The organism is Pontibacter populi (assembly GCF_019336435.1).
GTDB classification, from domain to species: Bacteria; Bacteroidota; Bacteroidia; order Cytophagales; family Hymenobacteraceae; genus Pontibacter; species Pontibacter humidus.
Genome location: NZ_JAHWXQ010000003.1, coordinates 375,873 through 390,923, shown reverse-complemented (window position 1 = coordinate 390,923; position 15,051 = coordinate 375,873). Strand labels below are relative to the sequence as shown.

10 protein-coding genes are annotated in these 15,051 nt (G+C 43.0%); 2 read left to right on the top strand and 8 right to left on the bottom strand.

Features of this window, described 5'->3' with window-relative positions; translation table 11 throughout:
- Nucleotides 1-102 precede the first annotated feature (102 nt).
- The 5 genes from KYK27_RS13395 to KYK27_RS13375 form a co-directional block, all read right to left on the bottom strand.
- Nucleotides 103-666 carry a serine O-acetyltransferase gene (locus KYK27_RS13395; protein WP_199110549.1) on the bottom strand — a complete coding sequence of 188 codons (564 nt, stop codon included), beginning with the start codon at nucleotides 664-666 and terminating at the stop codon, nucleotides 103-105.
- A 28-nt stretch (nucleotides 667-694) separates the two neighbouring features.
- Nucleotides 695-1,999, bottom strand: coding sequence for a nucleotide sugar dehydrogenase (locus tag KYK27_RS13390; protein WP_233150431.1), 1,305 nt, complete (start codon nucleotides 1,997-1,999; stop codon nucleotides 695-697).
- Between the two features lie 33 nt (nucleotides 2,000-2,032).
- Complete coding sequence (locus KYK27_RS13385; protein ID WP_199110548.1) at nucleotides 2,033-4,378, bottom strand: GumC family protein; 2,346 nt, start codon at nucleotides 4,376-4,378, stop codon at nucleotides 2,033-2,035.
- A gap of 11 nt (nucleotides 4,379-4,389) precedes the next feature.
- Complete coding sequence (locus KYK27_RS13380; protein WP_199110547.1) at nucleotides 4,390-5,136, bottom strand: polysaccharide biosynthesis/export family protein; 747 nt, start codon at nucleotides 5,134-5,136, stop codon at nucleotides 4,390-4,392.
- A 243-nt stretch (nucleotides 5,137-5,379) separates the two neighbouring features.
- Nucleotides 5,380-6,183, bottom strand: a complete 804-nt coding sequence (locus KYK27_RS13375) for an outer membrane beta-barrel protein (protein WP_199110546.1) — start codon at nucleotides 6,181-6,183, stop codon at nucleotides 5,380-5,382.
- 1,080 nt (nucleotides 6,184-7,263) lie between these two features.
- Between KYK27_RS13375 and KYK27_RS13370 the strand changes: the two genes are divergently transcribed.
- Nucleotides 7,264-9,195, top strand: coding sequence for a M13 family metallopeptidase (locus KYK27_RS13370; protein WP_233150448.1), 1,932 nt, complete (start codon nucleotides 7,264-7,266; stop codon nucleotides 9,193-9,195).
- An 873-nt stretch (nucleotides 9,196-10,068) separates the two neighbouring features.
- On the top strand, nucleotides 10,069-11,142 hold the full coding sequence (locus KYK27_RS13365) for an NADH:flavin oxidoreductase/NADH oxidase (RefSeq protein ID WP_199110545.1): 1,074 nt from the start codon (nucleotides 10,069-10,071) through the stop codon (nucleotides 11,140-11,142).
- Nucleotides 11,143-11,214: 72 nt separating this feature from the next.
- Here the strand turns inward: KYK27_RS13365 and ligD are convergent, their stop codons facing one another.
- From ligD to KYK27_RS13350, 3 genes are read right to left on the bottom strand one after another with little or no spacing between them, the layout of a single operon-like run.
- Entirely contained in the window at nucleotides 11,215-13,749 is a 2,535-nt protein-coding gene (ligD, locus tag KYK27_RS13360) for a DNA ligase D (protein WP_199110544.1), read from the bottom strand.
- A gap of 26 nt (nucleotides 13,750-13,775) precedes the next feature.
- A complete protein-coding gene (locus tag KYK27_RS13355; RefSeq protein WP_199110543.1) occupies nucleotides 13,776-14,561 on the bottom strand; it encodes a Ku protein in 786 nt (261 codons plus the stop codon).
- Nucleotides 14,562-14,588: 27 nt separating this feature from the next.
- On the bottom strand, nucleotides 14,589-14,924 hold the full coding sequence (locus tag KYK27_RS13350) for a hypothetical protein (RefSeq protein ID WP_199110542.1): 336 nt from the start codon (nucleotides 14,922-14,924) through the stop codon (nucleotides 14,589-14,591).
- Nucleotides 14,925-15,051 lie beyond the last annotated feature (127 nt).

Genomic DNA, 15,051 nt, shown 5'->3' with positions numbered 1-15,051 from the left:
AAATTTCGAACTTATCTCTAAGCATCAACAATAAATCAATATAGCTAGCCATTTTAGGGAGCTAGAAGCAACCTATTCAAATCAATTAGTTAACCGGACTTTTTAAAGCTCATTGCTATACCCAAACGTAAAGTTAATATAGCTCTCTGTAGCTTTCTCTTTTCTTACTACTCGAACTGGATTTCCAATCAACAAAGAATTATCTGGAACATCGATATTAACAAATGAGTTTGGTGCAATAAGCACATTAGACCCTATTTTTACTGCTCCAACTATAACAGATCCAGTTCCGATCCAAACATTATTGCCTATTGTTGGATAGCCTTTCAGCTTACCTCTATTTGCCTGACCGATAGTAACTCCATGCGCTATATTACAATTCATTCCTATTTTTGCTTTACCATTTATAATTATAGCACCAAAGTGCCCTATATAGAAGCCCGCACCTATCTCGGTTCCCGCAGGAATTTGAAAGCCATACTTGAAGCTATACTTTCGCCTTAATATTGCATAAAAGAACCATTTGACTGAATACTTATTACACCTAGATTGTTTTCTTAACAGGTAGGTATACCTAAATCCAGGGTATAAGAGCCCCCGAACAAAGCCTCTAATTCCTACTAATCCACCGTAACGATATAAATCAGCTTTAATTATTTCATCCATATTTTCCAAATACCATCAAGCTGAGAGCTTATAATCTTGCATCTACAAAATCCTTAGGTAATATGCCCTTTACATCATAAATCACAGCGTTCTCTTTACAAAGTTTAATTATATTTAAGGCTTTGAATTCGTCGTGAGAAACAGCAAGTATAACTGCATCATGATTCCTGGTGTCATGAAGCACTTTTACTGAATCCCAGCCATATTCACGCTCTACTTCAGCTGGCTCAGCCCATGGATCATAAATTGTGATATTAGTGTCATAATCTTTTAACGTATGTAAGATATCAACAACTTTCGTATTGCGCACATCCGGGCAGTTTTCTTTAAAAGTAATCCCAAGCACCAGAATATTAGCTCCCTTTACAGGAATATCCTTTTTCACCATGAGCTTGATCACTTCATGTGCTACATATTCACCCATACCATCATTAAGTCTACGGCCAGCCAGGATGATCTCCGGGTGGTAACCTACTTCCTGCGCTTTCTGTGCCAAGTAATATGGATCAACGCCAATGCAATGGCCTCCTACTAAACCTGGCTTAAACTTCAAGAAGTTCCATTTGGTACCGGCTGCCTGCAGGACTTCATCAGTATCAATATTAAGGCGGTTAAATATCTTTGCCAGTTCATTTACAAAGGCGATGTTGATGTCGCGCTGTGCATTTTCGATAACCTTGGCTGCCTCTGCTACTTTTATACTTGTTGCCTTATGTGTACCAGCAACAATTACTGATCGGTATAGTTGATCTACTTTCTCAGCTGCTTCAAGAGTTGATCCAGAAGTGATTTTTAAGATCTTAGCAACTGTGTGCTCTTTGTCTCCTGGGTTGATGCGCTCTGGGGAATAACCGGCAAAAAAATCAGTATTAAATTTTAAACCAGAAACTCGTTCCAGTACAGGAACACACTCCTCCTCAGTCACACCAGGGTATACTGTAGATTCATAAATAACTATATCCCCATTCTTCAATACCTTGCCAACCGTTTCACTTGCCTTATAGAGAGGAGTTAAGTCCGGACGGTTATGCTTGTCTACAGGTGTAGGCACCGTGATAATGTAAAAATTACAGTTTGCAATCTTAGCAAGCTCATTAGTACAGTATAAACCAATTGAAGTAGAGCAGTCAGTCGTTAGTACAGCCTTCAGTTTTTCTTCTTCTACCTCCAGTGTGTGGTCTCGTCCTTCACTGAGGTCTTTTATTCTTGTTTCATTTATATCGAAGCCAAACGTTTTAAATTTTTTTGCAAATTCTACTGCCAACGGTAAACCAACGTAGCCTAAACCGATAACAGCTATTTTTGCATCTTCTACTAAAGCTATATTTGACATTTTAGTTATCTATAGTTTGTTATTCCTTAATTGTTAGACTTCGATGCGCATCCCTTTTTTTAGCGTATTTTTCAGAGATGGTTTTCCGAATTCGTTATAGCCATAGCCATACCCGTAGCCATAGGCCTCTTTCATCTCAGCATCATTCAACACGATCATCGGATGGTTAAGCTTTTTGTTCTGATAGATATCATCAACTATGGCTACCTGAGATTTAAACGTATAATTATAACGCACAATGTACACACTGGCATCAATGAGCGGTGCCAGGGTAAAGGCATCTGCTACCTGACCGGCCGGCGACGTATCTAATAAGATATAATCGAACTGCTCACGTAATTCAGCAAGTAAGTGCCCCACCTTTGGACTCATCATCAGCTCAGCCGGGTTAGGCGGAATAGGCCCTGAACCTATAGCATACAATCCTGTTACTTCAGGAGAAGGAATAAGGATATCCTGAATATTGAGCTGCTCATCAATAATATAGTTCGTGATACCTATTTCATTTGATAAGTCCATATCCTGGAGGAGGCGTGGTTTGCGTAGGTCGAAATTAACTAGTACTACCCGCTTACCTGTTAAGGCCAGGCTGGCCCCTAAGTTTATCGTAAAGAAAGTCTTACCCTCGCCACTCATACTAGACGTCACCATGATAACCTTGTTATCTTTTCCTAAGGTAGCAAACTGAAGATTTGTACGGATAAGGCGGAAAAGTTCTGCCACTGTACTACGGCTGTTTTCCGTCACCACCAGTTTCTCAAAGGTATCATTATGGGCTATCTCACCTAAAATTGGTGTATTAGTCGCTTTCTTTACATCCTGCTGGCTCTGTACGCGATCGTTCAGTAGTTCTTTTATGTATATACCTGCAAAAGGAATACCAAGGCCCACCAGGAATGCCAGTAAATAGATCAGCTGTTTTTTTGGCTCAACCGGCGTGTCACCAGAAATGGCAGGATCTATGATACGCGAATTGGCAACAGTAGCAGCTAATGATAAAGCAGATTCTTCTCGTTTCTGTAACAGATAAAGGTATAAGCCTTCCTTTATACTTTGCTGTCGTTTGATCTCGATCAGGTCCTTTTCAATACTAGGCACTTCTTTGATACGCGACTCAAACTGGGCAGAACTGGCCTGCAGGTTACTACGGGTGATCTTAAGCCCATCTTTTATATTGCGCAGGTTCTCCAGGATATTACTCCGAAGATTGCCTAACTGCTCATTAATGTTCTGTACCAATGGGTTTCCCGACTGCGACACACGCAACAGGCGATTGCGCTCTAGCTGCAATTCATTAAACTTCGAGATTAGCCCTAACAAGGTAGGATCCTGAATTGTAAGCGTACTTGGTACCAGCTCATATTCGCTTTCCTGTTTTAACAGGTATCTTTCAATAGATTCGAGCACATCAATCTGGATTGCCCATTCTGATAACTGACGATTATAGTCGCTGGCTTTCTCAAGGTATAGTTTGGCCTCAGAACTCACATCCGTTACACGGTTATCTTTCTTATAACTCTCTACATCCTCTTCCACTAAAGACAACTCTGACGTCAGGTACTTTAACCTTTCATCAATAAACTGAATAGTACTACCTGCAATCAGATTCTTATCTTCCACAGCTTCCTTATTATAGACCTCTACCAGTTTATTTAGTATAGCTACACCCTTAGCTGGAACAGGATCTACAAGACTCAGACTGAGTACACTGGCGTTCTTGTTTACCGGGGCAACAGTTAGTTTCTGGTTATAAGACTCTGCAACTTTTCTAATATCATGAAATTTAACCGTTACTTTCTTATCTTTTACAGCTTTACCGGTTCCGGCTACTACCGTGAAAACCCCGTACAGCGTTTTTATCTGCGCCCCAAATTTATGCTGGCTTAGAGCACCGTCTGCCTCAATCTGGAATTCATTATGATCCTTTGGCTGAATCACTATAGCCTTGTTGAATGCAGATGAGTCTAGTTTGCTTACGATCACTTTCAGCGGTATTGTAGCACCATAGATCTCGGTGCTCTTTACACGCCCATCAACATAGTATGTGGTGTTCAACGACAGTTCCTGCAATACCCTATTCATAAGGCTTTTAGACTTCAGTATCTCGATCTCATTATCGATATTTTTACCTGACTGAAACAGGTTGAGATCATCAAGTACTACATTGTCTGCCAGGGATGGGCCTTTCTTATCATCTTTTATTAGCAAGGTGCTGCTAACACGGTACTGCGGGGTAGTATAGCGCAAGTATACAAAAGCAACTGCACCGGCTGTAATCACACTCAGAACAAAAAGGTACCAGTATTTAAGGTACTTCTGTAGTACCTCTTTTATATTAATCTCTTCTGACTCGAACTGAAAAATTTCTTTTTCTGACATATAAACTGGTACTAAAATAATCTGGTAGCAATAACTATAGCTAATGAAGTAAGTGAAGTGATAATAGCAAGCGTACGTGTATTAGTGCTTGCCTGAACCTGTTTCATTTTATCTGGTTCCACATATACTACATCGTTTTGATGCAGGTAAAAGTAGGGTGAATTCAGCACTTCTTTTTTATTGAGGTCTAACCTGGTAATTGTTCGGGTTCCTGCCTCTTCACGCATTACAATTACATTCTCACGTTTGCCAAAAGGTGTCATATCCCCAGCCATACCCAATGCTTCCAGGATTGATATTTTCTCAGCAGGAACAGTAAAAGTAGACGGCCGGTTCACTTCCCCGATCACGGTCACCTTAAAATTCATATTCCGGATGCTAACCACAGGTGCTTTTAAGTACTTCTGAAGCTCGTTGGCAAGCTTCTCTCTTGCTTCCTGCTTGGTAAGACCCGCTAATAGTACCCTTCCAATAACCGGAAAATTAACATACCCATCCTCATTAACCAGATACCCTTCCAGTTTGCTATCATTCGCTGCCAGCATGCCGCGGTTAAACTGCATGTCAGATTCCGGGCTTTCGCTGCTCACAGTGATGCTAAGTAGGTCATTAGGCTGAATCTTAGAAACAGTAATATTCTTGATTTCCTCCGAGTATGTAGTTTGTTCTTTCAGATCACTGAAATAAGCCAGGTTACGGGTAGGCCCGCAGGAAGAGACCGCTAGGAGCAATGCAAATAAGAATATCCTTAAGTTCATTTATGCAAGGGTGATAAAACAGGGTATAGCACACCAGTGGTACCAAAATCCGTTTCAATGTTAGAACAAGAAAGCAAAGGTAAAATTTTCTACTCTAAAATGTAGCCCTTTCCCTAAAAACTTACAAAATGCAGTTTACTCATAATTAACTTCGGAATGGGTAAAATAGTATATACATATAAAAAGTAAAGCCTGTCAATAGTGAACTGACAGGCTTTACTTTTTATATGTATCTTGCTTTTCTTATCTTCTTATCCTGAAAGGGCTTCTGCGATGGGCTGTAATGTTGTACATAACTTTAATCGTTGCACTTAAGTAGGCATCATTAGATCCGGTTAAAGGACTTACATATCCATAACTGGTATTATCTAAATAATCAGATGTAGTGAAATAAACATTCAGTTCAGGAGCGATAGTTAATTGCTTCGAATATTGGATCTTAATACCCCCACCTACCGGTGTAACAAGTGCTATATCTGGATAATCAGTTGCTTCGGGATATTCAACACCTAGTCTTTCGCTTGATGAAGAGGACTTATAGGCTAATAGTCCAACGCCTGCCTTTACATAAGGAACTAATAGGCGTAAATTACGTGAACGAGTAAACCTTGAACCAACATAGGTATTTGTCAGGTTATAAACTAACGAGGCTGAGGCTTCTACAGCATTGGTCTTAAAGGTGACATCATTAATATTTATATTTTCTCTTGCTCGGGCATCTTCCTTTCCATTAAAGTTCAAATACCCTAAGCGTCCTTCTACACCGAAGTCATGAGAGAATTGATAAAGAGCACCAATACTTAATGTTGGGCCCATACCGTTATTTTTAAGAACACCTACTTTGTCAGCATTCCCCGGATCACCCTCATTTTCACTATTCATGACGGCAATACCTGGCGAAGCAAATACAGTCCAAGATGGTCTGAATTTACGTTTGTAGGCTCCTCTGAATTTAGCACCGCTGTTACCACGCTGTGCTTCAGCTGTAAAAGCAGTTGCCAAACACATAAAAAAGACTGCCGCAAAGAAAGTAAGTCTGAACTTCATCTATTTGGTTAATATTTTATAATCGGTTTAGCTTTTCAATTTTTCACAATTATACATATAAAAATCAATATGTCTTAATTAATTGTGTTAAAAATCATAATTTTCGACTCGAAAGGCTAGTACAAAATAAACAGAAATCACTAAAAAATTATTACAAACACTCCATAACCATAAATGTTTCCATAAGGCATTAGAACGACGAGTTCCTCTCGTTATTACGTTAGCACCTCTTCAATCTTAATTAGTAAATAATCCCGCAGGACTTGTTATCTCATCTACCGCCTGTTTCCACAACATTATCAGTCAAACTCTTTCCTGCTAAAACAGGCTTTTACTGACCCCTGCTAATAATTTAACTACTTAGCAAAGAACCCATTAATTTATCCAGATCTTACCTATAGTTATATAGAAATGTTAGTTTACCTAGAGTTTTAATTTCAATAAACTTCATACTAAAAACCTTACTACTATTACAGCTTTAGATTGAGCATATTCTTTCAGGTTCTGCATTTCTTTATCCTCTGCTTTATAGTTTAAAGTAAGGTTATAATCTGTTTCCCCTATAGCTACGCTTATGTTGATTAAAAACCCCTACTACATTACTGCTAATAAAGTTTATCAGTATATACTAACCACCTTGTTACACAAATAGTATCTACTCTCTTTTACAACTAGGTTAGGGCTTACTACTACTAGTTTTTAAATCCTCCTTCAGAAGCTGAAAAAGCATTCATAATTTATCTTGAAGTTAAACCAAAGTCACTAATTATGGTCAAAGAAAATATTATGAAGCAGGTTGCTACAAAAAGCCGCTTATTAAATCAGAAATACTATTTTTAAGAAGTTTTAATTTGCGGCTCTTACCTAATGCAAATTTCAACTTTTGTTACTAAGTTTTCAAAAATTAACACAATCTAACTAACCATTATGCAATCTACTACCTCTGGAGAGCGCAAGATCAGGCTGAAGTCTCAGTTCAAATATCTTGTGCTTGGTGCAGCTTTTATGTTTGCCTTTGATGCTTCGGCACAGTATGGCTCAAAAGCGCCTGCCAAAAAAGCCTTTATAGATAAGGCGAACATGGACCTGAAAGTAAAGCCAGGCGACGACTTTTATACTTATGCCAATGGCGTATGGCTGCGTAACAACCCGGTTCCTGCTAAAGAAACACGTTGGGGTAGCTTTAACGAACTGCGCGATTTCAACATTAAGGCAGTAAGAACCATATTAAGCGAGTCTGCAGCTAAAAACAATGCAAAATCCGGCTCTGTAGAGAAGCGCGTTGGCGACTTTTATGTAGCCGGTATGGATAGCGCTGCCATAGATAAGCTGGGTTACACACCGATAAAAGCTGACCTTGAGCGCATCAAAACTATAAAAGATGTGAACGGCGTACTGAACGAGGCTGCTTACCTGCGTACTTCCGGTGCTGGTTCGCCAATGTTCGGCTTTTTTGTAGGCCAGGACAGAAAGGATGTGGAGAACATGGTGCCACAGCTTAGCCAAGGCGGTACTACTCTACCTGACCGCGATTACTACCTGAAAGATGATGCCCGTAGCACAAAAATTCAGGATGCCTACAAGAGCTACATTACTACTTTATTTACACTAACAGGTGTAGATAAAGCCACTGCTCAGAAAAACGCGGAAACCATTTTTAATTTAGAGAAGAAACTGGCTGCTGCGCAGATGGCTCGAGTAGAGATGCGCGACCCGTATAAAACGTACAACAAATTCTCTGTTGCCGATTTCAGCAAGACCACTCCGAACATGGACTGGAAATCGCTGATGGCAAAAATGAAAGTGACCGGCCAGGATACTGTACTTGTAAACTCTCCAAAATTCTTCTCTGAGTTAAATGGCTTACTAACCAGCACTCCGGTTGTAGAATGGCAGACCTATCTTCAGTGGAATGTTATGAAATCGGCTGCGCCTTACCTAAGCTCTAATTTTGTGGATGCCAATTTTGCCTACACGCAGGCATTAACAGGTCAGAAAGTACAGACGCCGCGCTGGCAGCGTATGTCTTCGTTAACGGACGGAACTATAGGTGAATTACTGGGCCAGCTATACGTAGAAAAACACTTTAAGCCGGAAGCTAAAGCCCGCATGGACGAGATGATCGCTAACCTGATCAAGGCGTACGAGATCCGCATCAAAGGCTTGGATTGGATGAGTGCTGAGACAAAAGAAAAAGCGTTGGCTAAACTGCATGCTTTCCGTCCTAAAGTAGGTTATCCTAACAAATGGGAAACGTATGAAGGACTGGATATCAGCCGCAATAACTTCTTTGCAAATGTGCGCAACTCTGGTGCCTGGGGTTATACCAAAATGGTGAACCAGTTAGGAAAACCAGTAGACCGTGAGCGCTGGGGAATGACTCCTCCAACTGTGAACGCATACTATAGCCCGGTTATGAACGAAATCGTGTTCCCGGCCGGTATTCTTCAGTTCCCGTTCTTCGACCCGAATGCGGATGATGCAGTGAACTATGGCGGTATTGGTGCGGTGATAGGGCATGAAATTTCACATGGTTTCGACGACTCCGGTAGCCAATACGACAAAGACGGAACGCTACGTAACTGGTGGACTGCAGAAGACTTAGCTAAGTTTAAAGAGAAAGCTACGGAACTGCAGAAGCAATATGATGCCTATACAGTGCTGGATACGATCCATGTAAACGGCAAACTAACTTTAGGTGAGAACATTGGTGACCTAGGTGGCCTGAGTGCTGCTTACGAAGCCTTTAAAATGACCAAGCAGGGTAAATCTAAAAAGAAGATTGACGGATTTACACCTGATCAGCGTTTCTTCCTGGCGTGGGCACAAGTTTGGAGAGCTAACACACTTCCAGAAACTTCTGCGCAGCTGATCTTAACAGACTCCCACTCACCGGGTCAGTACCGCACTATTGGTGCACCTGTTAATATGGATGCCTGGTATAAGGCCTTCAACGTGAAACCTGGCGATAAGCTTTACAAGAAACCTGAAGATAGAATCAGAATCTGGTAAGTATTATCGGATAAACTTTATGCTTATAGAAGCCGCTCGAACTATAGTTTGAGCGGCTTTTTTATTGTCTGAACCATTATTAATTTGGTTTTGTAATTGACATGAGAGAGTTAGGAGTACTTCCCCTACTTTTATATTGTTGGCAACTATAGTTAGCGTAAGTCCAACCACACCCAGCGCCTCCTTGTCTAAGGCGGGGAACTTTAGGTTACTGCTATAGTTTTATCGTTGTGGTTTTAACCCACCCCTACCCCTCCCGAGAGGGGATTTCCGGCTATAGTTGTAGTCGATGGCTGTAGTTCTATAGTTACTGCCTTCACATCCTTATAGTCCCCGCAAGGGGACAATTGCTGCCATTACCAACTTCTAAACTATAGTTCTATAGTTACAGACCACGATCAGGGCAGGTTTACCTGTCCCTTTGAAATTATCACCACGATCAATCTCGAAGCGAGCAGGTTCAAACTATAGAATAATATAGCTATGAGAAACGTATCAGTCTTTGGGTTGAGCGCCTTTGATTTGTTGCGGTGCCTTTAGGCAGCCCGAGGCACGAGGGAAGCAAGAAAGCAGCAGCGCGATGCCCGAAGACGAGGCTTCCCGGCTGTGAGGGCACCAAAGCCAGATTGAAACGATAGGTGAGTAGAGCTCCCAGGTTTGGAAGTGGCTATGGAAGAAAAGGCTTGGTTCGAATAGTAGAGTAGCAACCTTTAAGCCGAAATAGATTTCTCACTCCGTTCGAAATGACAAAAAGGAGAGGTCAAAAACAGAACTCAGATTTCTCCTTTCGTTGAAATACCCAAATTAAGAAACTCATCTAAACCTTCCGCTGAGTTTATAGTTGATAAATCTGTTAAACCGTACACTACAACAATGTCGAATTTATTTTCTCCCCTAACTATAAAAAGTATCACGCTTAAAAACAGAATTGCTGTATCCCCAATGTGCCAGTATTCCAGCGAAGATGGATTTGCGAACGACTGGCATCTGGTGCACTTAGGAAACCGTGCCGTAGGTGGTGCCGGATTGGTAATCGCCGAAGCAACTGCAGTATCGCCGGAAGGCAGAATTACACCGGATGATATTGGTCTTTGGAAAGATGACCATATTGCGATGTGGAAACGCATCAACACTTTTCTAGAGACGCAAGAATCAGTACCGGGTGTACAGTTGGCACATGCCGGGAGGAAAGCCAGCCATAAAAGTCCATGGAAAGGCGGTACCGCTTTAGCTCCTGAAGAAGGTGGCTGGGAAACGGTGGCACCAAGTGCTGTTCCTTTTTCTGATACAGAACCTGCTCCACTTGCTTTGGATAAAGAAGGTATACAGAAAGTAATTTCAGATTTCAGGGCAGCAGCAGTGAGATCGCTGGAAGCTGGTTTTAAAGTAATAGAGATCCATGCAGCCCACGGTTACTTACTCCACGAATTCTATTCCCCGCTAAGTAACAAACGGACAGACGAATACGGAGGCTCTTTCGAGAAACGGATTCGATTATTGCTGGAAGTAACGGAAGCTGTAAAGGAAGTTTGGCCTGCTGATTACCCGCTATTTGTACGCATTTCAGCTACAGACTGGACCGAAGGTGGCTGGACTGGTGAAGATTCTGTAGCGCTGGCAAGAATTCTAAAAGAGAAAGGGGTCGATCTGATCGATTGTTCTACGGGTGGAAATGTGCCGGCTGCTAAAATTCCGGTGGGCCCATTGTACCAGGTGGAGTTTGCTGAGCGTGTAAAAAAAGAAGCAGGTATAATGACCGGAGCTGTTGGCATGATCACGACAGCGCAGGAAGCGGAAACTATAGTTACAACCGGCCAGGCCGACATCGTTTTACTAGCCCGCGAACTTCTACGTGACCCGTACTTTCCGATGCATGCTGCCCTGGAACTTGGCTATGAGCATACCTGGCCATCTCAGTACGAACGGGCAAAGCCTCGCAAAGTATAAACTTTATAAACTATAAATCTAAAAAGGACCGACTAAAATAGGTCCTTTTTAATGAAAATATTAACCTATACTTTATTTCAATTTCTCCAGGCACTTTTGCAGATCTATACCTTTGCCTAGCACTCCTTTAAAAAGATCGCCTTTTTCCTTAATCCGTGCTGGTACATTTTTGATCGTGAAGGCTTCAGGAGTCAAACCTGGTTTTACCTCATCCCAACTGAGTGGCGTAGAAACAGTTGCACCGGGTTTTGGTCGGACGGTATAGGCCGAAGCTATAGTTTGCCCGATGGAGTTCTGCAGGAAGTCTAAATACACCTGCTTGCGTCGCTCTTTCGGGCTGCGTTCCAGGCTGGTGAGTTTTGGTAGCTTTTCGTGCACTAGCTGCGCCACCAGATGCGCAAAGTCACGCGCCTGATCGAAGCTATAGTTGGCGCCGAGCGGGACAAAAATATGCATACCGGTCGCTCCGGATGTTTTACAGTATGTTTCTGCTCCTGCCTTATCCAATACTTCTTTGGTTGCCAGCGCTACTTCTACCACATCATCATAGGTATTCTCCCCCGGGTCTAAATCTATTACCATGTAATCCGGTTTTTCCAGATTGGGGATACGTGAGTTCCAGGGGTTTAGCTGAATGCAGCCCAGGTTGTTCATGTAGGCCAGGGTAGCTTTATTATCGCATACCAAGTACTCTACATCTTCGCCGGTGCTTTCAGCTTTCAGTTTTATAGTTCGTACCCAGTCGGGCGCATGTGTTACGTCTTTCTGGAAAAAGCCGGGCTTTACGATGCCTTCTGGGTTGCGGAAAAGCGACTGCGGCCTGTTCTTCAGGTAAGGCAAAATGAACTCGGCTATAGTTTGGTAGTAATCTATCAGGTCGCCTTTGGTAATCTGCTCATCGGGCCAGTATAGTTTATCCAGGTTGCTGAACTGTACTTCCTGCCCGGCTATAGTTTGGGTAGTCCGGTTTTTATCTTTTGATGTCGCCACTTTCTTTGTTTCCGTTTTCTTTGCTTTTGGTTGATGTTCTGCTTCTTCTACAGCTTCAGTTGTATGGATGGCGTTTTCGCGTACGACGTCAGTTGATTTTTTATCTTCGCGCAATCCCTCGTATATCGCCTGCCGCATAATGCCTTCCTTTGTCCATTCGGCAAAGGTTATTTCGGCTACCAGTTCCGGCTTAACCCAGGTGGCAGGCGCATTTGGCTTTACTTTGCCCACGAACGGCGACTCCGCTTGTACCAGTTTATCAAGTTTTGCCTTCAGTGCTTCCAGCGATTTAATGTTGAAGCCACTACCACTCTGGCCAACATAGGTAAGCTTTCCATTTTCGTACACGCCAAGCAGCAGTGCGCCGATATGTTTCCGCTTGCCTTTTGGTTCTGTAAAACCGGCAATTACGGCTTCCTGACGCATGTGTGTTTTGATCTTGAGCCATTCCGTGCTGCGTTTGCCGGTGCGATATGGACTGTCGGCTTTTTTGGCCATAATGCCTTCCACATTGTTGCGCTGCGCTTCCTTAAAGAAAGCTTTGCCATTCCCTACCACATGATCAGAGTAACGCACCGCCGGCAATTCATCCGCTAGCAATCTTTCCAGGTGCTTTTTACGCTCCAGCAAAGGCAGATCGCGCAGGTCTTCTCCGTTCAGGTAAAGCAGGTCGAACACATAAAAGTACAGATGCTCCGATGGCGTGTTCTGATAATTCTGGAGTTGCTGAAACGTCGCATATCCTTTATCATTCAATACTACAATTTCACCATCCAGCACAGCATCCTGCCCCAACTGCTTTAAACTATCAAGTATGGGTTTGTAAGTTTCGCCATACGATTTGCCGTTTCGCGAGTATAGTTCTATGTTGCCATCCTGCACCTCAGCTACTGCCCTGAAACCATCCCACTTTATCTCATAAATCCAGTCATCGCCATCAAAAGGACCATCGGTGAGCTTCGCCATCATGGGCACAATGTTGTGCGGCATCTTTGACTTCCTGGCAATGGGCTTTGTTTTGGTTGATTTGGTTGAGGCGCTTTTAGATGCAGGCTTTCGGGATGCTGTTTTAGCGATCTTTCCCAGGTGATCTTCACTGTTATATGGTTCTGTCACAGCTTGTTCGTCCTTCTTCTTCACCAGCAACCAGGCTCCTTCCTGGCGGCCTTTCATCTTCACCAGTGAGAAGGCCCCCTGTAGTTTTTCTCCATCCAGCACAAAACTTATGCTACCATTTTCCAGTCCCTGCAATAGCAGCTGCTCCCCTTCTTTGAGGTCATCGGTTTCTACTGAACTATAAAAACCTTCGTCCCAGATATCAACGTGGCCGGCGCCATAGTTGCCTTCCGGTATATTGCCTTCAAAGGTGCGGTACGAATACGGGTGATCTTCTACGTGCATGGCCAGGCGCTTATCTGCCGGGTTCATGGACGGTCCTTTCGGCACTGCCCAGCTTTTAAGCACCCCTTCCATCTCCAGTCTGAAATCGTAATGCAGCGTGGATGCCTGGTGCCGTTGCACTACAAAACGCAGCTGTCCTTTATGTTTCTGTTGCTTTCCTTCCGGTTCAGGTGTTTCGCCGAAATTGCGTTTCTGGTTATACTTCTGTAAGCCCATATCGTGTAGCTATAGTTTATATCTGTTTAGGATGCACGCATGCGTGGCTGATCAGAACTCAGGCTGGCTTTGAGCTGAGCCATCAGGTCCTTTGTTTTGGTTGGGATAGTTTCCACTTTTTTAGCAGCAGGTTTCTTTTTCCCTTTTGCCTTGGCTTCTATCATTTTCATCAGCTTTTCGGTGTAGGTATCGGTATAATCACGAATGTCGAAATCGGAGGTAAACTGATTGATAAGTTCAACAGCCATATCTAACTGCGCCCCGCCGATATCTACTTTATGCGGCAGGTCCAGGTCTTCGGTTTTATTCACTTCTTCCACAAAACGGAGTTTCTGCAGCACCAGCGCATCGCCCAGCGGACGGATGACAGCCAGGTCTTGTTTGCAGCGCATCACCACGGTGGCTATACCAACTTTGCCTGTTTTGCGCATGGCATCACGCAGCAGGCCATAGCCGGTTTTGTTCCCTTTTTCAGGAGTCAGGTAGTAAGGCTTTTTAAAGTAGATCTCGTCTATGTCTTCTTCCTCTACAAAAGAATCCATTTGTATGATAGTGTTCTTTTCGTTTTCTGCCCTTTCCAGTTCTTCGTCGGTCAGCTCCACGTATTTGCCTTCGTATTTATAGGCTTTTACGATCTCGTTGTAAGGCACTTCTTCACCGGTTTTCTCGTTCACGCGTTTGTTCCGTACGCGGGCATGGTTACGGCGGTCGATCAGGTCAAAATCAAGGCGGCGGTCTTTGGTGGCGCTATACATTTTTACCGGGATGTTCACCAGGCCAAAACCCAGCGATCCTTTCCATATTGTTCTCATAGTTTTATAGTTTGCGTTGTGTATCGGTTAGCTGCGACTGTCAAGGTTTTTACCCATATCCGGCACTTGCCGCATAAAGGCCTCCACCTGAGAATCTGAGTAGGGACCATAAGCGTCCGAAATGGTACCTTTCTCGCCTGTGTTCGTTTCCAGCACATAAAGTATAGCCATGTCATCGGGATTACTTTCGCCTTCAAAACGGTAAAAATTCACGATCTTTAGCTGGTCCGGACCGAACTTCAGCGTGCTGTCCATGGTGTGCATCAGGCCATCGTCGCCTACTGTAAAATCAGTTTTATAACCCTCCTTGCGCACATTAGTCAGTACTTTTGTAAGGGTTGTCAGTTCTTCTTTATTCTGCATATCGCCTCTGTTTAAGTTTAATAGACTTTAACGCTAGAAGCTGCTATAGGTATAGCGTTTTGCTATTTTATGGTTTGCTAAGGCGTATTTTTAATACTTTTGCGGGATTCCCGTAAGGAGTTTATAG

Coding starts and splice junctions, on each gene's coding strand:
- KYK27_RS13390 (WP_233150431.1), bottom strand. CDS start 1,999: ATGTCAAATATAGCTTTAGTAGAAGATGCAAAAATAGCTGTTATCGGT.
- ligD (WP_199110544.1), bottom strand. CDS start 13,749: ATGGGCTTACAGAAGTATAACCAGAAACGCAATTTCGGCGAAACACCT.
- KYK27_RS13380 (WP_199110547.1), bottom strand. CDS start 5,136: ATGAACTTAAGGATATTCTTATTTGCATTGCTCCTAGCGGTCTCTTCC.
- KYK27_RS13375 (WP_199110546.1), bottom strand. CDS start 6,183: ATGAAGTTCAGACTTACTTTCTTTGCGGCAGTCTTTTTTATGTGTTTG.
- KYK27_RS13355 (WP_199110543.1), bottom strand. CDS start 14,561: ATGAGAACAATATGGAAAGGATCGCTGGGTTTTGGCCTGGTGAACATC.
- KYK27_RS13395 (WP_199110549.1), bottom strand. CDS start 666: ATGGATGAAATAATTAAAGCTGATTTATATCGTTACGGTGGATTAGTA.
- KYK27_RS13365 (WP_199110545.1), top strand. CDS start 10,069: ATGTCGAATTTATTTTCTCCCCTAACTATAAAAAGTATCACGCTTAAA.
- KYK27_RS13350 (WP_199110542.1), bottom strand. CDS start 14,924: ATGCAGAATAAAGAAGAACTGACAACCCTTACAAAAGTACTGACTAAT.
- KYK27_RS13385 (WP_199110548.1), bottom strand. CDS start 4,378: ATGTCAGAAAAAGAAATTTTTCAGTTCGAGTCAGAAGAGATTAATATA.
- KYK27_RS13370 (WP_233150448.1), top strand. CDS start 7,264: ATGGACCTGAAAGTAAAGCCAGGCGACGACTTTTATACTTATGCCAAT.